The sequence below is a fragment of the Candidatus Tisiphia endosymbiont of Empis tessellata genome, from assembly GCF_964031035.1.
GTDB lineage: Bacteria > Pseudomonadota > Alphaproteobacteria > Rickettsiales > Rickettsiaceae > Tisiphia.
The window spans coordinates 1,133,753-1,150,547 of sequence record NZ_OZ034997.1 but is presented as its reverse complement, the minus strand read 5'-3'; the positions used below and the strand labels follow the sequence as shown (position 1 = coordinate 1,150,547).

Below are 16,795 nucleotides of genomic sequence, written 5' to 3'. Positions count from 1 at the left end.
TTTAGTTAGCAACTGTAAAATTATTATTCACTAAAGCTAATTTTAGTACTTGATCTATATTTGACACTGATAAAATTTCCAAGCTATTCTTTATATTCGGTGGAATATCTTTTAAGTCCTTGATATTCTCTTCAGGTATTAATACTGTTTGTATACCACCTCGGCTAGCAGCCAATAATTTTTCTTTTAGTCCTCCAATTGGTAACACTGTACCCCTTAGGGTAATTTCTCCAGTCATTGCCACAGTTCTTTTGACTGGTATTTTGGTCATAAGTGAAACAATAGTGGTAAATATTGCACATCCAGCAGATGGTCCATCTTTTGGAATTGCACCAGCCGGTACATGTAAATGGATATCAAGGTCTTTGTAATCTTCGTACTTCAGTCCAAAATTATTAGCTCTAGAGCGGAAACAACTATAAGCTGCTTGAGCGGATTCTTTCATTACATCCCCAAGCTTGCCTGTAGTTTTAATATCTCCCTTTCCAGGGAATGACAATGCTTCAATGGTTAATAGTTCTCCGCCAACTTCTGTATAAGCAAGCCCTGTGGTACTGCCTATTTGGTCTTCTTTCTCAGCTAAACCAAAATTATGTTTTCTAGCACCTAAATATTCTTCAAGATTTTCAGATGATATTGATATGCTTTTTACTTCTTTGTTACTCAGAATCTTTTGCAATACTTTTCTTGTAACAGAGCTAATTTCTCTTTCAAGCGATCTTACCCCTGATTCTTTGGTATAATATCTGATTAACTCTAAGATTGCTCCATCATCAATAATTAGCTCATTTTTCTTCATTTGATGTAGTTTCAATTGCTTTGGTATTAAATAGTTTTTAGCAATTTGTGATTTTTCTTCTTCAACATAACCAGAAACATTAATGATCTCCATACGATCTAGTAAAGCTCTTGGCAAATTATAAGAATTGGCTGTTGCAATAAACATTACTTCTGATAAATCATATTCTACTTCTAAATAATGATCAACGAAATGGCTGTTTTGTTCAGTATCCAAAACTTCAAGTAAAGCAGATGCTGGATCGCCTCGGAAATCAGAACCCATTTTATCAATTTCATCTAATAACATAACAGGGTTATTAGTTTTAACTTTTTTAATTAAGTTTATGATTTTTCCTGGCATAGAACCAAGATATGTTTTTCTATGACCTCTAATTTCCGATTCATCTCTAATGCCGCCAAGAGCAAATTTAGTATATTTCCTACCCATTGCTTCAGCAATTGACTTGACCAGTGATGTTTTTCCCACTCCTGGAGGACCAATTAAGCATAGTATAGGTCCTTTAATTTTTTTAGAGCGTTGTAATACTGCTAAATATTCAATGATGCGATCCTTGACTTTCTCAAGACCAAAATGATCCCGATCCAAAATTTCTCTAGTTTTATTTATATCAGTTTTACTATTATCAAATTTTCCCCATGGCATAGCTAATATTGTATCAAGATAGTTACGAACAACTGAGGATTCACCTGACATTTGATTCATAAGCTTTAGCTTTTTCAGTTCTGATTCGGCTTTTTCTTTTGCTTCTTTTGAAAGTTTTAAGGTCTTAATCTTTTTTTCTATATCAGAAAAGTCAGATTTATCCTGCTCGAGTTCTTTTTGTATAGCTTTCATTTGTTCGTGCAAGTAATAATCACGCTGAGTTTTTTCAATTTGTTTTTTTACTCGTAGTTGTAAAGCTTGTTCTGCTTCCATTTGAGCCATACTAGATGTCAATGTATCTATTATAGTTTTAATTCGTGTTTGAGGTTTTGTTTCTTCTAATAAAGTTTGTTTTATTAGTAATGGTGCAGTCAGATAAGAGGCTAGCACATTAGTAATATAACTAAAATTTGTCGGATCTTTGGTTATTTCATCAGCTATTGTTTCTATTATTTCTGGATTAATTTTTTTATGATTCTTGGTATATTTCATAAATAACTCAATGACAATTGACGTAGAAACTTTTAAAGCTTCCACATCAATTACCTCTTCATCTTGTAGTATGCTATATTCAGCTTCAAACATTTCTTTATTAGTTATGTTATGAAGTTTAACCTTCTGCATTGCTTCAACAAGAATTTTTGCATTATTTTGTAATCTTACTGTTTGTATAATTTTAGCAATTACTCCTGTAGAATGAATATCTTGAATATCTGGAGTGTCTTGATCTTGTTGTTTTTGTAACACCAATAATATATATCTATTAGTATCTGTAGATTTAGTATTCAGTAAGGCTTTTAGAGACTTTGTCCTACCGACAAATATGGGAGCAACCATGCCGGGAAATATCACCATGTCTTTTAATGCGAGTAGGGGTAATTTTTCTTTATTTGTCATACTAAAACCTTGAAAAATTTATATACTAAAGGGATTGTTAACTATATAATGTTGCCGTGCTGGGATTTCAAGCTACATTTATTTTGTATATGCATTTATCACCTCAATCTCTAAATATAATATCAATAGCAAGTAATAGGGTAAAACAATATCTGCATTTGACTCCAATAGTCCAGTCTGAAACTTTAAATGAAATGCTAGGGCATAAAATTTTCTTTAAAATAGAATCGTTGCAAAAAACTGGAGCATTCAAGGTTAGAGGGGTATTAAACCATTTATTAGAGTTACAAGAACGAAATTGTTTACTAGATAAAATTGTTGCATATAGTACAGGTAATCATGGAATTGGTCTTGCTTGGGTAGCAAAAATTCTTAATCTAAATGCAAGAATTTATTTGCCCAAAGATACTTCTCCAATTAAGCAACAAGCAGCAAGATATTACGGAGCAGAGGTTATACTGACCGATACTAGGCAAGTGGCAGAAGATAGGGCAAAAGGTGACATAGAAAATGATTTCTACTATTTGCATCCTTCTGATAGTGATTCGAGTATAGCTGGAGCTGGTACTATGTGTTATGAAGCCTTGCAACAACTGGGGTTTAGCCCAGATGCTATTTTTGCTTCTTGTGGAGGAGGTGGATTACTTTCTGGATCATATTTAGCAAAAAAATTACTGTCTCCATCCAGCTTGCTTATAGGTTCAGAACCGGTTAATGCGAATGATGCTTTTTTATCTATTCAGCAAGGTTCAATATATAGATTTGCTAATTCACCACATACTATAGCAGATGGCTTGCGTACTTTAGCAGTTTCACCACGTACATTTAATTATCTAAATAAACTTGATGATTTCTTTCTTGCTGATGAATATTCTATATATTACTGGACCGCTTGGTTAACGCATTTACTGAAAATTGCTTGTGAACCATCATGTGCTTTAAATATGGTTGGAGTAGTTGATTGGTTAAAGAGACAATCAAAACCTAAGAGAGTTTTAGTACTTATATCAGGTGGAAACATTGATCCTGCTCTTTATCAGGAGCTTTGGAAGGGGAATTATCTATCTAATTTACCAAGCCCATTAATGTAACCTACCCCTGTTCGGGATAAGAATTAGTTAATCCTTATCCCGAATTCGGTGAAATTAGGACATTTTTACTTAATTGCAGTCCTCGTTAATGGTTGGATTTTCACCCGTTAAAGCACAGCTAGAGGCATTATATCCAGCTGCTACATCAATAGGGGGATTGTCGTTTGTGCGAGAATCATTAATTGTTAGGTGGCTATCTAGCACTGCTGTTAGATAGTTTTCAAGCTCTTCAGGGTTAGATAAAGCTTCCCCTAGGTCTCGTGAAATTTCCTTTAAAACTTCACAGACTTTTTTGATAGTTTAGCTATAGATGTTAAGTGCATTTTATTTTGCTGACTCCAACCAATAGTACTCTCCTGACAACTAGCAGTACTAGACATTTCCTCCTGTTGTTGAGAAGAGTTTTCTTGTGTTTTATTAAGAAAATCTAGGACTCCAGCCCCAACTTTTAGGACTCCACCACCAACTTTATCGTCGGCTATTTGCTTCTCTAATACTGCTGCTTGAGACATATCTGGTTGCATTCTCTTTAGAAAACCTCCAAGGGCTTTGTCGTTGAATGTAGCCATTAATAATATTCCGTTTGGAACTTTACTGGGAACTTCATCTTCAGAAATCCCTAATCTCTGAGCTGCATCTTGTAAGAGTTCTTTATTACGTCCCGTAATTCTATCTTTACTCATTTTAATTTCTCCTTAAATAATTATTACTTTTTTTTAAGTTATTATACTTAATGCAAAAAGTCTATTTAACATCAAAATTAAAATACTGATCCTTATAAGGTTCGTCTTGCAAGGTATAATGCCACCACTCAACCGAATATTCCTTAAAATTATGTTTTTTCATTTTCTTACGTAGATAATTACGATTTTGTAAGTAAAGTTCATCAATTAGTTTACTATCATGGGAAGATACTATATCCATAAGATCTACAGAGCTATACATGTCAACCGTATTATCATCAAAATAAGGAATTAGACGACCATCTTTTAGAGGTCTTTTTATCATTTTAGGGTTTGGATTTAATTGTTTTCCAAGTTCGATAATAGTTAAATCTACAGTACTTCCACGACTATGAGGTGATCGTTTAGCAACATAACCTAATTGAAAAATTTCAGCCTTATTAATGTATGGATAATAAGAGTCTTTCATTTTTTGATCAGCAACATCTTCTCCCCATCTAACGAAATGTTGTACAGCTTTATTAGGTCTATAAGCATCATAAATTACCAAAGAGTAGTTATCATTTTTTTTATATCTTGCTGAAGATTTTTTAAGGCAGTAGCCGCTTCTTTAGTTAGTATAGCTCTATTAGCTTTATAGCCATCGATCTGCTTTCCTACAAAATTTCTAGTATCATAATACATCATCTGTTGAATTATAGTAGGATCTATTTGATCCAAATACACAAAACCTTCCGGTAAATTGACTGTTTCATTCAACATAATATATCTCTCAATTAAACCAATATTCAATATTTAGTAACAAAATTATTGTTAATAAAAAATAATAATTTATTATACTTTTTTCTACAATACAATATCTTAATTTATTGAATTGTCCTTGTGATAATATAGCTAACCCGACTAACATTTATCCATTTGTTTCAACGAAAAGGATGTCATTCCCATGAAGGCGGGAATCTATAATATTTCAGGGTTTTTTGAACACTATTTTAGATCACCGCCTACGCGGGGATGACAACATTGCCCTAGATCAACTGTGGATAAATACTAATCGAGTTAGCTATATTGTATATTATTTTAAGATTTTATAAAGAAACTTACAGAAAAAATTTAGCAGATAATTATGAATGAAATTCTAGAAGTACCAAATGGTGAAAGTAAAGTATTACTACACTCCTGTTGTGCTCCATGTTCAGGAGAGCTGATGGAAAAAATGTTAATGTCTGGTATTAATTTAACTATTTTTTTCTATAACCCTAATATTCATCCTAAAAAAGAGTATGAAATTCGTAAAAATGAAAATATCCGTTTTGCTGAAAAAATGGGTATCAGTTTCATTGACGCAGATTATGACGTGCAGAATTGGTTTGCAAGAAGCAAAGGTATGGAATATGAACCAGAAAGAGGTAAACGTTGTTCTATGTGTTTTGATATGCGTTTTGAACGGACAGCTCTTTATGCCTATGAGAATGATTTTAAAGTTATTACCAGTTCTCTTGGTCTTTCCCGTTGGAAAGATATGGATCAAATTAATGAATCAGGGATCAAGGCTGCTTCTCATTACGATGGAATAACTTACTGGACTTATAATTGGCGTAAAAATGGAGGTAGCAGTAGAATGTACGAAATAGCTAAACGTGAAAATTTTTATAAGCAAGAATATTGTGGCTGCATCTACTCACTTAGGGACAGCAATAATTGGCGTAAGTTAAATAACCGTAGTGAAATTGAAATTGGAGAAGAATATTATAAGGAATAACTAAGAGTGCAAGTGTTAGTAACTCACCTTACGCATAATCTACACGACAATTTAGAAATTGCAGAAAAGTACAAGGCTCTATTAACGAGACCGCGTGAGTGTAGTGGCAATCCACATTTATTATATTGCTTCGTCGCTACTAAAGTAGCTCCTCGCAATGACGCTGTGCTGTTCTCCCTATAACTTTTAAATACTATGCATAAGGTCAGTTACTAACACTTGCACACTTGGTAAGGAATAAGGATTTTTTTACACATGAATTGTAACAATTATCTTGATTATCAATAATAGTAAAGGTACTTTGGATAGGGAAAATGATTTATTAAATTTTAAGTCTTTAAGTATTAGTGGTCAATTATTTTTAGTGTATAGTGTTATTTATGAATAATTTCAGAGTTTTATTGGTAGTTTTTTGCCTATTTTTTACTAGTAATTGCGTTTTTGCTTCACAGAAAACAGTGAGAATTGGGTCTGGTTCTATTTTGAAGGGTTATTACTCTATCGGATTGGATTTGTGTAAAACCTTTACTTTAGCTGATAAAAGTGTGAATTGTGAAGTAGTACCTACCAGTGGAGGGGTTGAAAATTTAGCTTTGTTAAAAGAAGGTAAGATAGATTTAGCTTTAGTGCAATCTAATGTAGCACTTGAGGCTTTTGAAGGTACTGGATATTACTCTAATACAGAAAAAATGCAAGAAATGCGTCAGGTACTTAATCTATATGATGAGTTTTTTACTGTTGTTGTAAAAAATCGGGATGAGATAAAGACTTTTTCATATATTGAGGGTAAGAGAATATCAAATGGCTTGCCATTCTCTAGTAATACTATTACCTATAATGCTATAAGGAAGTTATATAATTTTACTAAAGAACCAATAGATGTTGATGAAATTAATTATGAAGAGTCAATAAAAGAATTTTGCGGTGGTAACATTGATGTGATAATGATGACGGTAGGTCATCCTAATGCCTTGATGGGATTTACTGCTAATAGCTGTAAAGTTGATTTTGTGCCTATTGAAGATAATAAAATTGCACAATTAATTGCCACTAATAAAGCTTTTCATAAGGCATTACTGGATAAAAGATTATATCCTGGGATCACTCTCGATCAGAATACAGTAGCAGTAACAGCAATTTTAGTTACTAATAGCAATATGGATGCTAAACTATTGGATAAATTTATCGGGATGTTTCACAAAAACGTAAAACATTTTAAACATTCTAATTATATGTTATATAATATAGATATTGAGCATTTTGCTGATACTAATAATTTTGTTTTACCAAAACATTCAGTAGTAAGAAATAGAAAATAATATAAATGCACCGGAGTAGTGTTAATTGTGTTTAAAAATATAATAATACCAATAGATTTGTCGGATAAACAATCAGTTAAGGTGATATTACCAAAGGCTTTAAGTTTTGCTACTATCTTTAGTGCCAAATTACATTTTCTTTATATCATTTCAGATTTCGGTATGAAAATGGTTGAAGATTATTTGCCTAAAAGTTGGGCAAAAGATCAAAAAGAAAAATATCGGGTACAAGTAACAGAATTAATTAGACAATATGTGCCAGAGGAGATCGAAGTTGAATTGCATATTGGTCGAGGGGCAGTATATGATGAAATAATACAATATACTAATGAAGTGAAAGCTGACTTAATCATTATTTCAGCAGTCAGACCACAGCTTAGAGACTATATGTTAGGTCCTAATGCTTCCAAGATTGTGCGGCACTCGGGTGTGTCTGTTTTGGTTGTCAGAGAATAAAACATTGGCTAGATATGAGAGAGGAATTTTTAGGAAGAACTATAAGTTTATGGCTATTGGAGGTTATCTTGATAAAATTTCTTGAAGACTTAATTAGTTTTCAATCAGTAACTCCTGAGAGTAGTGGTTGTATTGAATATATTAATGATTTATTAGAAGAAAATGGTTTTAAGACTGAAATCAAAATATTTGGAGAGGATAATTATAAAGTAACCAATCTTTATGCTGTTTATGGTAATGCAAGACCTAATATTTGTTTTGCTGGACATGTTGATGTCGTGCCAACAGGTGATAAGGCATTATGGCTTAACGACCCTTTTATAGCAACTACCGTAGGTGATAAGATTTATGGTAGGGGAGTTGTTGACATGAAGGGAGCGATAGCATGTTTCCTAGCTGCTAGCTTAGATTTTATTAAGTTAAATCCAACTCCGCATGGTTCAATTAGTTTTCTAATTACTAGCGATGAGGAAGGAAAAGCCAAATATGCCACTGTGGAAATGTTAAAATATTTGCATAAGGATAGTAATAATTTGATCGATCTTGCTATTGTAGGTGAACCAACAAATGAGCATCAAATAGGCGATACCATAAAAATTGGTCGACGAGGAAGTGTTAACTTTAACTTAGTTCTATATGGTACAATGGGGCATGTGGCATATCCATTACAAGCCAGTAATCCGATTACTCCTTTAGTTCAGATACTCAATGAGTTGGTTAATTATCGACTGGATGAAGGAAGTGAATTTTTTCAACAGTCGAATCTAGAAGTTACGTCTATTGATGTAGGTAATGATGTTACTAATGTAATTCCTTCAAAAATTACAACAAAGTTTAATATTCGTTTTAATGATCTTCATTCATCATCGAGCATAACAGATTTGATAGATCAGATAATTAATAAATATTGTGCGAAATATAACTTTAAATATGAATTAAGTAGTGTAACTTCAGCTAATTGTTTTATTCAAGAACCAGTAGGGTTAATTGCCGATTTTGTTCGGGTAGTATCTAATACAACAGGAGTATATACAAAATTATCTACTAGTGGTGGTACTTCTGATGCGAGGTTTATCCAAAATTATTGTCCTGTTGTGGAATTTGGTTTACAATCTAATACAGCTCATAAAATTAATGAATACACAGAAATTAACGATTTACAAAGTCTGTATCATGTGTATTATAATTCTCTGATAAAATTCCTAGCTGAACCTATTTAATTAAGTTGTTAAAACAATCTATGTTAAGGTTAGGGATACAGCTATGCGGGTGTGACGAAATTGGGAGACGTACTAGATTTAGGTTCTAGCGCCGCAAGGCTTGGGGGTTCAAGTCCCTCCATCCGCACCACAAAATAATAATACAAAAACTGAAGAGCTTGATTTAATTTAGTAGCTCTTCAAGTTTTCGTAAGGTTTTAATATTGCTAATGAGTTTTTTAGTATGCAAGTCACAGAACTTAAAAATGAAGGTCTAGATTTTGAAGTTAAAGTAGTCCTTCCTTCTTCTAAAATTGCCAATGAAGTGCAAAAAGAATTAGATAGTTTAGCAAAAAAAGTTAAGCTTGATGGGTTTCGTGTTGGTAAAGTGCCAATCAGCATTGTTAATAAAAAATATAAGCAATCTGTTAGGTCTGATGTGGTAAACCATGAAATTAATCATGCAGTACAGCATGTTATTAAAGATCATAAACTAAAAACAATAGGTGATCCGCAGTTAGAAAATTTACGTAATGAAGAGAATGAGGATATAGAATTTACTCTAAAATTTGAATTATTACCTGATATTGAATTGCCAGATTTTAAAAAAATGAAAATTACTCATCCAAAGTTAGTAATTAAAGAAGATGATGTTAATAAGCAAATAGATAAGCTTGCATCTATATCAAAAATTTATAATAAAGAAAGTAAAGGGAAAGTAAAAAAAGGGCAGGAAGTTACTATTGATGCGATTGGTTATGTCAATAATGAGGCTTTTGAAGGTGGTAAGGTTACAGATTATAAACTAGTAATTGGTAGTGGAACTTTTATTGAGGGGTTTGAAGATCAGCTTATTGGAACTAAGATTGGAGATGAGGTAGAAGTCAACGTTAAATTTCCTGAAGATTATAATATGGAGCAAGTCGCAGGTCAACCGGCTAAGTTTATTGTACAAGTAAAGGCAGTACATTCTGCTGATGAGGTAGTTATTGATGATGAGTTTGCTAAGAAATTTAATTGTGAAACACTAGAAGAGTTACGTGATAATATTTCTAAAAGCATAGAAAATGAATATAGTGAGCCTATACGCACTTTAATGAAAATGAGCTTATTTGATCAATTAGAAAAGCTATTAATGTTTAATGTTCCTAAATCTTTAATAGACCAAGAGATAAGTATTCTGAAATCTCAAACGGAGGAGAGCAATAGTGACTCAGATTCGATATTTAAAGATAAATCAGAAGCAGAAATTAGTGAGTATTATAATAAGCTAGTCTTACGTCGTGTTAGAATAGGTCTAATGTTATCCGAATATATGAAAATTAAGAATTTGCATATCGAACAGAAAGATCTTGTAAGTGCTATTATGGCTCAAGCAAGGAAGTTTCCAGGTCAAGAAACAGCAATATTTGATTTTTATAAAAAAAATCCTAATGCTCTTGAACGCTTAAAAGGTCTGTTATTAGAAGAAAAAACAGTACAACATATTTTTGACAATGAAGTGATCTTAGAGGAAAAAAATTATACGAAAGAAAAGCTTGAAGAATTTTTAGCACAAGAAGAAGATCGTGTGGTATAGAGTCAAGTAGCAGGGCATTATCAGTAAGATATATTTGGAGGGTTTTATGCAAAATACTAATTTGATAATCGCTGTAGTAGGTTTATTTCTAGTGTTTGTCACATTCTTTATTTATAAAAAGAGCAAGAAAACATCGGTTAGAACGCTTGTTGATGATCCTAATAATGCAGAACCATTTAATAAAGAAAATAATAAAAAGAACCTCTCACTCAATGATAGAGTCGAGCTATCTTGGAAGTTTTTATATGAAATTACAGAATTAATTATTAGTAAATTATCTAAAAAGGATGTAGAGTTAGTAAATAAACTTGGTCATATCCTGTTAGATAATGGAATGAGATATGAGCATGTAGTAGATCTTGGTATCAAACAACAGGCTATATCAAGGGTTGCAAGCATTGAACAACAAGCATATTCCCAATCTCAGAAAACTTTGGGTAAATAAGTATACTCAGGTAGAACTTCAAGAATTGGCGTTCCCGCGACCAAAGATCGAAGCTGCTCACGTACTAATGTACGCCTAGCAGCTCGACTTTGCTACTGCCTAGCTCTTCTTGAAGTTATACTATCGTCTACCCAACTCTTCATATACTCAAATGATTTAAAAAATTGGTTTCGATAGTTGAGAGCTATTAACCATAGTACCCTACATTTTTTATATAACCACTAGACCTCCTTCAAAACTCGCTTATGCTGAGGGATTTGAAGGAGACGCGCGGAACGCAGAACCGCAGCGTACTCTAGTACGTGAGGATTCGAGTACCGCATCGACGTACAAATCACCAGCAGAAGTAGAGTTTCGAAAGAGGTCTACTATTAAAATAGCTGCTGATCGTCTATTAGTGAGGAGTCGCTGGAAGCGGCGACACGGCAATCCAGGATACGCGAAGCGTTTAACTCTAAAAAAACAGCTTCGCTGTTTACCTAGATCGCCACGATATCTAAAGAGCCTTGCTATGACGATTATAGAAAAATGTAGGGTACTATTGTTTAAGCCTTACAACAGCACTTAGCTAATAGACGGTTTTTTAACTTTCAATAGTTGTGCTTTAGACACGACGACCTTAATTCTTGAAGTTCTACCTGAGTATATTAGAATGCTTTATTATTTCTAGCAGGACCAGCATAAGGTTTCCTATCATTATTATTACGAGGAAAATAACTTTTTTTGCCATTATGACCATTAAATGGTTTTCTGCGATTCTTACTTTCCCTCATATCTGCTCTTGAAGTAGTTTCACCTTGATTTATTAGGCGGTCAATAGCTTTCCATCTGATATTATCTTCTGGCGAAATGAATGATAATGCACAACCTGAGAGACCAGCTCTACCAGTTCTACCTATTCTATGCAAATAATCTTCTGGAGCCATTGGTAAGTCATAATTGATAACATGCTGTGTATGAGGTATATCTAAACCACGAGCTGCAACATCTGTTGCCACCATGATCCTATGACGAGAAGAGCGAAATGATGAAATTACACGATCACGTCTACCTTGTGTTAAATCACCATGTATAGCTTCAGCTTTGTGATCTTCAAATTTCAACATTTTTGCAAGCTGATCAGCACCACGCTTAGTTTTTACAAAAATAATTATAGAACCATCACGTTCATTTAATTGCTTTATAAGCTCAGGAAATTTCTCTTTATCAGAAACACGCAAAGTTTCTTGTTTTATTTGAGATGCAGCCTTAGTAGTTGATCCAACAGTAATACGATGAGGATTAACCACGTATTTTTGCGATAATGCAATAATATGTTTTGGCATAGTAGCTGAAAACATTAAAACCTGGCGTTTTGCAGGTATATATTTATTTATCTCTTCTAATTGTTCTTTCATACCCATATCAAGCATTCTGTCCATTTCATCAAGTACTACCAGTTGGATAGTATTTAATTTTAAAGTACCACGAAGTAAATGATCTATGATACGACCTGGTGTGCCAATTATAACTTTAGGATTTACTTTTAGTTGTGTAAATTGTTTATACATTGGTTCACCGCCTATCAAAACCGCACTAGGAAGTTTTATTTGAGTAGTTACCTTAGTTAAAGTATCACGCACTTGAGTAGCTAATTCCCGAGTTGGAACAAGTACCAAAGACATTGATTTAGTCTGTATAAAAGAATTGATTATTGGTAGCAAATAGGCAAGGGTCTTACCCGAACCAGTTTGACTAGAAGCTAGAACATCATTACCTTGCATAGCAACCGGTATGGCCTTTCTTTGAATTTCCGTTGGAGAGGTTATGTTCATGCGTTCAAGTGATATAATCACTTCATTTGGTAAATTAAAACTTTTCATTATATAAGTCCAATATTATTTATCTTAAATTAAAAATGCTCAAATGCTTTACCCCAATTCAGGATTTTAACCGTCTATTAGCGAGAAACCGCTGCAAGCAGCGACACGCAAATTCGGGATAAGAATCAACTAATTCTTATCCCGAATTGGGGTGCGATGTGGCAATCTTGTGAAGGAGACCTTATACTTCATGAAGATTGCCACAGTGCCTAACGGCACTTCGCTAATAGACGATTTTTTAATAAGAATTAGTTGATTCTTATCCAAAATTGAGACACCCTAGGCTATTAAACCAATGTCTTACATCGAATTCAGGTTAGTCAAAGCATTTGAGTAAACATATATTCTATACTTTAAAAGAATAAGTGTATGATTAAGTTCTTACGTTATAATGTGAGTTGTCAATTAATTGTGTAGTAAAAAACTATTATATTATGATGTAACAAAATATACTCACATGACCCAACAAAATTATAACTTTAACTTACAGTGAAACACTGAATTACAAAAAATAATCCATGAAGTGTATAAAAAGATGATACTACCCAAAATTCACTAGTTTAATAACCACTCATAAATTTTGAGTAGTTGCTTGTAGTTTTAAATAAATATTATTTTATTTGTAGATTAACAGCAGAAATTTTCCCCTTATTATCTTCTAGATCAAAGCCAACACTTTGACCTTCATTAAGATTACGGATACCGGCACGCTCTACAGCCGAGATGTGAACAAAAACGTCACTCCCCCCATCGTCTGGCTGGATGAAACCGAAACCTTTGGTTGTATTAAACCATTTAACCTTACCTACTTTAGTAGCCATAAAAACCTTTTAGTATAGAGTTACTTATTCGAACTTAATTCACAACTCTTCCGTAGAAATTAAACCAAATAAATTGACAGATACAAGGTTTTCATGCTATTAAAGAGTTAATTATTAAACTCAAGCAAGTATGTTACTCTTTTTCTTAATAATTGTCAACAAGGGATAAGACAATTATGTGTAGATTCTATATTTTTCTTTGAAACATAGATATTTTAGCACAGTTTATTCACTGATTTATCAATTCTGTAAGTAGAATTTGAAAAATAAAAATTGTAAAATTGCTAGATGTATAGCATAGATATATAAAGCATTATGGCTTATAATCCGTAAATTTATAGTAATTTTTTGCTCAAAATTTCTTGCAACCATAAATATATATTGCAAAACTCCAAATATAACTACTATAAGTACATAGATATACGACAAGGGAAAAACAGCAATGGTATGCAGTACAGTCAAAATCATAGATATTGCAAGGGCAAGCCTAAGATTACCTAGATCATGTTTAGCTATATAGCCAAGTAACATGATAGCTAAACCTATGGTACCATAATCAACCAAAAACCAAGTGCAGAACCAAAGAGTCCCAAGGAAGACAACGTGACAATAACCCTTATAGAAAAAATTATTTAGGCTATTTTGAAAACAATAAAGATAGCATTGACCTAGAAAAATAGGAATAAGTATGTTAGTTGTGGTGAACTGCTTAAATAATATGGTAGTAAAAATATGTAGTAGAACCCCGACTACAAGGATTTTAATTTTTGGTTTTTTATGAAAATTATAGCCAACAAAAAAGCAGAAAATCGGCATACTAATACGACCGATAACCCGCATTATTTCATATTCAGGGAAAAAGTATAACCCTAAATGATCTATCACCATGGTTATTATGGCTATAGTTTTCAAAAAATCTTGATAATTAGATTCAGTTTTCATCATTAATAAATTAACCTCAAATATCGATGTAACGAGTTAGTAGATTGAGCATAATTCTTGTATAGTTGGTGTTTTTAATCCACGTTTGCAAAGCCCCCCACTTTCGTAGGAATGACACCGAAGCGATTTAACCTATGTCTTACATAGAACTAAGGTTAAATTATTTTGGATAAAGTTTAAAATAATAAACCATTAGAAAAAACGTTATCGCTCCAGCTAAAATTGTGGCTGCAAGCATAAAAGTTTTTACTAATAATAATTCGGAATAATAATATTCAGAACAATAGTGCTTAATCACCCAAATTACTAGTACCATTATTACGCAGCTGAATAAAATCTTGCCACAAAAAGAGTATAATTTTGAATCAATGAAAGAATGACCATATTTCTTTGTATATATATATAACAACCAAACATTATACCAAGCGGTAATAGAGCAGCCAAGAGCGATACCAAGATGACCAAATGGTTTCATCAGAACGATATTTAATATAGTATTCACAGTAAGAGAATATAATGTTATTTTTAAAGGAGTTTTCGTATCACTATTAGCATAAAATATAGGCATCAAAATTTTGGCAAGTATAAAAGCTGGTAAACCAAGGGCAAAACCGGAAATAGCTTCAGCAGTTTTAATTGTATCAGCATAAGTAAAAGCTCCACGCTCATATATTACATGAATGATTGATTCTGATAAAGCGATAATACCGAACGCAGCTGGCAAAGATAATAAAAGTCCAACTTTAATAGCATTATTTTGAATCCTTGCCGCTTTTTCTAAATCATTCATTTGGTATGTTTTTGATAATTCTGGTAATAATATCGTACCAAAAGTTACCCCTATTATAGATAAAGGAAATTGGTATATTCTATCTGCATAGGATAATATTGAAATTGTCCCTTCGATGAAGCTAGCTATTGATTGCGAGATAAATAAGTTAAGTTGCTGAAATCCAGAGCTAATAGTCGCTGGACCCATACCAAACAAAAACTTTTTTACATCTTTATTACATGGGTCAAAAACTAGTGGGAATGATAAACCAACCCTAATTACACAAAAAAACATAAAGATAATTTGTAATAACCCAGCAATCAACAAAGATAAACTAATCGATATAGGAGTAGATATATGTTCTTGTAATATTACTGTTGTAATTATAACAGTAATACTTAAAATGATCGGAGAAAAAGCAAAAGCTGCAAATCTTTTTACTGAATTTAAAATTCCCCCTAGTAAAGCACTTACCGAGATAAAAATTAAATATGGCATGGTAATGCGACACAAAATAACTGTCAAATTAAACTTGTCTATATCTTCATGAAAACCAGGAGCAATGATGAACATTAATGATGGCATGAAAACCTGCATTAACACTACTACACTTACTAAAGTAATAAGTAAAATAGTAAAGATAATTCCAGTGAAATGGCGTGCTGCTTCTCGAGATTCTATGAGTTTTGTATTAAAAATAGGTACAAAAACGACTGAAAGCGCCCCTTCCCCAAAAATACGCCTAAATAGGTTGGGTAATTTAAAAGCAACATTAACACTATCAGCAATATTACCAGCACCAAATAATGAAGCAATGAATAATTCGCGAGCCAAACCAAATATACGGGAGATTAAAGTAAAGATAGATACTATAATTCCAGAACGAAATAATGTATATCCTTCGCCTTTCATTTAAGCTGCCTCGATATCATGTAAGCACTGTTCTTCACCTTATCGTTTTCGGTCATAAAGCAAATGCCAATTATTGATTTTCTATCTTAGTAGATACCCTTAATATACCTTCATTAATCAACTCCTTAGCTTTTTGAGCATTTTCCCAGCCAGTTACCTTCACCCACTTACCTTTTTCTAGATTTTTATAATGTTCAAAAAAATGTACTATACGTTGTTTCAACATCGGACAAAGATCATCTAAATCTTTTATTGAATCAAAAGTAATATCTAGCTTAGAGCTAGGCACAGCGATAATTTTTTCATCCAATCCAGATTCATCTTCCATCATTAAAACACCAATAGGGCGTGACCTAATCACAGAGCTAGGTATGACAGGATAATGTGATACAACCAATACATCTACCGGGTCTCCATCCTCTGATAAGGTGTGCGGAATAAACCCATAATTACATGGGTAAAACATAGCGGTTTGCATAAACCTATCAACAAATATTGCTCCTGATTCCTTATCCATCTCATATTTTATAGGACTATCTTGCATTGGAATCTCGATAATCACATTTATCTCTTCATGACCAACTTTGGTCTTAATTTTTTCAACTAACATC

At 32.8% G+C, this 16,795-nt stretch carries 17 protein-coding genes and 1 tRNA gene; 8 read left to right on the top strand and 10 right to left on the bottom strand.

Going from position 1 to position 16,795, the window contains the following annotated elements:
- Position 1: 1 nt before the first annotated feature.
- Positions 2–2,341, bottom strand: a complete 2,340-nt coding sequence (lon, locus tag AAHM86_RS06025) for an endopeptidase La (RefSeq protein ID WP_342267638.1) — start codon at positions 2,339–2,341, stop codon at positions 2–4.
- An 89-nt stretch (positions 2,342–2,430) separates the two neighbouring features.
- Here lon and AAHM86_RS06020 point away from each other — a divergent pair, with 89 nt between their 5' ends.
- Positions 2,431–3,432, top strand: coding sequence for a serine/threonine dehydratase (locus tag AAHM86_RS06020; RefSeq protein ID WP_342267637.1), 1,002 nt, complete (start codon positions 2,431–2,433; stop codon positions 3,430–3,432).
- 272 nt (positions 3,433–3,704) lie between these two features.
- Here AAHM86_RS06020 and AAHM86_RS06015 read toward each other — a convergent pair whose 3' ends face one another.
- From AAHM86_RS06015 to AAHM86_RS06000, 4 genes are all read right to left on the bottom strand, one after another.
- Positions 3,705–4,115: a hypothetical protein gene (locus tag AAHM86_RS06015; protein WP_342267636.1), complete on the bottom strand. Its 411-nt coding sequence runs from the start codon at positions 4,113–4,115 to the stop codon at positions 3,705–3,707.
- 61 nt (positions 4,116–4,176) lie between these two features.
- Positions 4,177–4,665 (bottom strand): M15 family metallopeptidase, encoded by a 489-nt coding sequence (locus tag AAHM86_RS06010; RefSeq protein ID WP_342267635.1) that lies wholly within the window; start codon positions 4,663–4,665, stop codon positions 4,177–4,179.
- Positions 4,659–4,877: a D-alanyl-D-alanine dipeptidase gene (locus tag AAHM86_RS06005; RefSeq protein WP_342267634.1), complete on the bottom strand. Its 219-nt coding sequence runs from the start codon at positions 4,875–4,877 to the stop codon at positions 4,659–4,661. The genes AAHM86_RS06010 and AAHM86_RS06005 overlap by 7 nt, the downstream gene beginning before the upstream one ends.
- 10 nt (positions 4,878–4,887) lie before the next feature.
- A complete protein-coding gene (locus AAHM86_RS06000; protein ID WP_342267633.1) occupies positions 4,888–5,025 on the bottom strand; it encodes a hypothetical protein in 138 nt (45 codons plus the stop codon).
- Positions 5,026–5,241: 216 nt separating this feature from the next.
- On the opposite strand from AAHM86_RS06000, the gene AAHM86_RS05995 reads away from it, so the two are divergent.
- From AAHM86_RS05995 to AAHM86_RS05965, 7 genes are all read left to right on the top strand, one after another.
- Entirely contained in the window at positions 5,242–5,877 is a 636-nt protein-coding gene (locus AAHM86_RS05995; RefSeq protein ID WP_342267632.1) for an epoxyqueuosine reductase QueH, read from the top strand.
- A gap of 380 nt (positions 5,878–6,257) precedes the next feature.
- Positions 6,258–7,196, top strand: coding sequence for a TAXI family TRAP transporter solute-binding subunit (locus tag AAHM86_RS05990; protein ID WP_342267631.1), 939 nt, complete (start codon positions 6,258–6,260; stop codon positions 7,194–7,196).
- A 27-nt stretch (positions 7,197–7,223) separates the two neighbouring features.
- Complete coding sequence (locus tag AAHM86_RS05985) at positions 7,224–7,652, top strand: universal stress protein (protein WP_341755957.1); 429 nt, start codon at positions 7,224–7,226, stop codon at positions 7,650–7,652.
- Positions 7,653–7,717: 65 nt separating this feature from the next.
- Positions 7,718–8,872: a succinyl-diaminopimelate desuccinylase gene (gene dapE, locus AAHM86_RS05980; protein WP_342268404.1), complete on the top strand. Its 1,155-nt coding sequence runs from the start codon at positions 7,718–7,720 to the stop codon at positions 8,870–8,872.
- 45 nt (positions 8,873–8,917) lie between these two features.
- A tRNA-Leu gene (locus tag AAHM86_RS05975) sits at positions 8,918–9,002 on the top strand.
- 93 nt (positions 9,003–9,095) lie between these two features.
- On the top strand, positions 9,096–10,430 hold the full coding sequence (gene tig / locus AAHM86_RS05970; RefSeq protein WP_342267630.1) for a trigger factor: 1,335 nt from the start codon (positions 9,096–9,098) through the stop codon (positions 10,428–10,430).
- Positions 10,431–10,476: 46 nt separating this feature from the next.
- On the top strand, positions 10,477–10,875 hold the full coding sequence (locus AAHM86_RS05965) for a DUF2660 domain-containing protein (protein ID WP_342267629.1): 399 nt from the start codon (positions 10,477–10,479) through the stop codon (positions 10,873–10,875).
- Positions 10,876–11,522: 647 nt separating this feature from the next.
- On the opposite strand, the gene AAHM86_RS05960 is transcribed toward AAHM86_RS05965, so the two are convergent.
- From AAHM86_RS05960 to ppa, 5 genes are all read right to left on the bottom strand, one after another.
- Positions 11,523–12,737, bottom strand: a complete 1,215-nt coding sequence (locus AAHM86_RS05960; protein WP_342267628.1) for a DEAD/DEAH box helicase — start codon at positions 12,735–12,737, stop codon at positions 11,523–11,525.
- Between the two features lie 611 nt (positions 12,738–13,348).
- Complete coding sequence (locus AAHM86_RS05955; RefSeq protein ID WP_341751689.1) at positions 13,349–13,558, bottom strand: cold-shock protein; 210 nt, start codon at positions 13,556–13,558, stop codon at positions 13,349–13,351.
- 240 nt (positions 13,559–13,798) lie between these two features.
- Positions 13,799–14,503: a TraX family protein gene (locus AAHM86_RS05950; protein WP_342267627.1), complete on the bottom strand. Its 705-nt coding sequence runs from the start codon at positions 14,501–14,503 to the stop codon at positions 13,799–13,801.
- Between the two features lie 157 nt (positions 14,504–14,660).
- Positions 14,661–16,184 carry a murein biosynthesis integral membrane protein MurJ gene (murJ, locus tag AAHM86_RS05945; RefSeq protein ID WP_342267626.1) on the bottom strand — a complete coding sequence of 508 codons (1,524 nt, stop codon included), beginning with the start codon at positions 16,182–16,184 and terminating at the stop codon, positions 14,661–14,663.
- Positions 16,185–16,254: 70 nt separating this feature from the next.
- Positions 16,255–16,794 carry an inorganic diphosphatase gene (gene ppa, locus AAHM86_RS05940; RefSeq protein ID WP_341748398.1) on the bottom strand — a complete coding sequence of 180 codons (540 nt, stop codon included), beginning with the start codon at positions 16,792–16,794 and terminating at the stop codon, positions 16,255–16,257.
- Position 16,795: the final 1 nt, after the last annotated feature.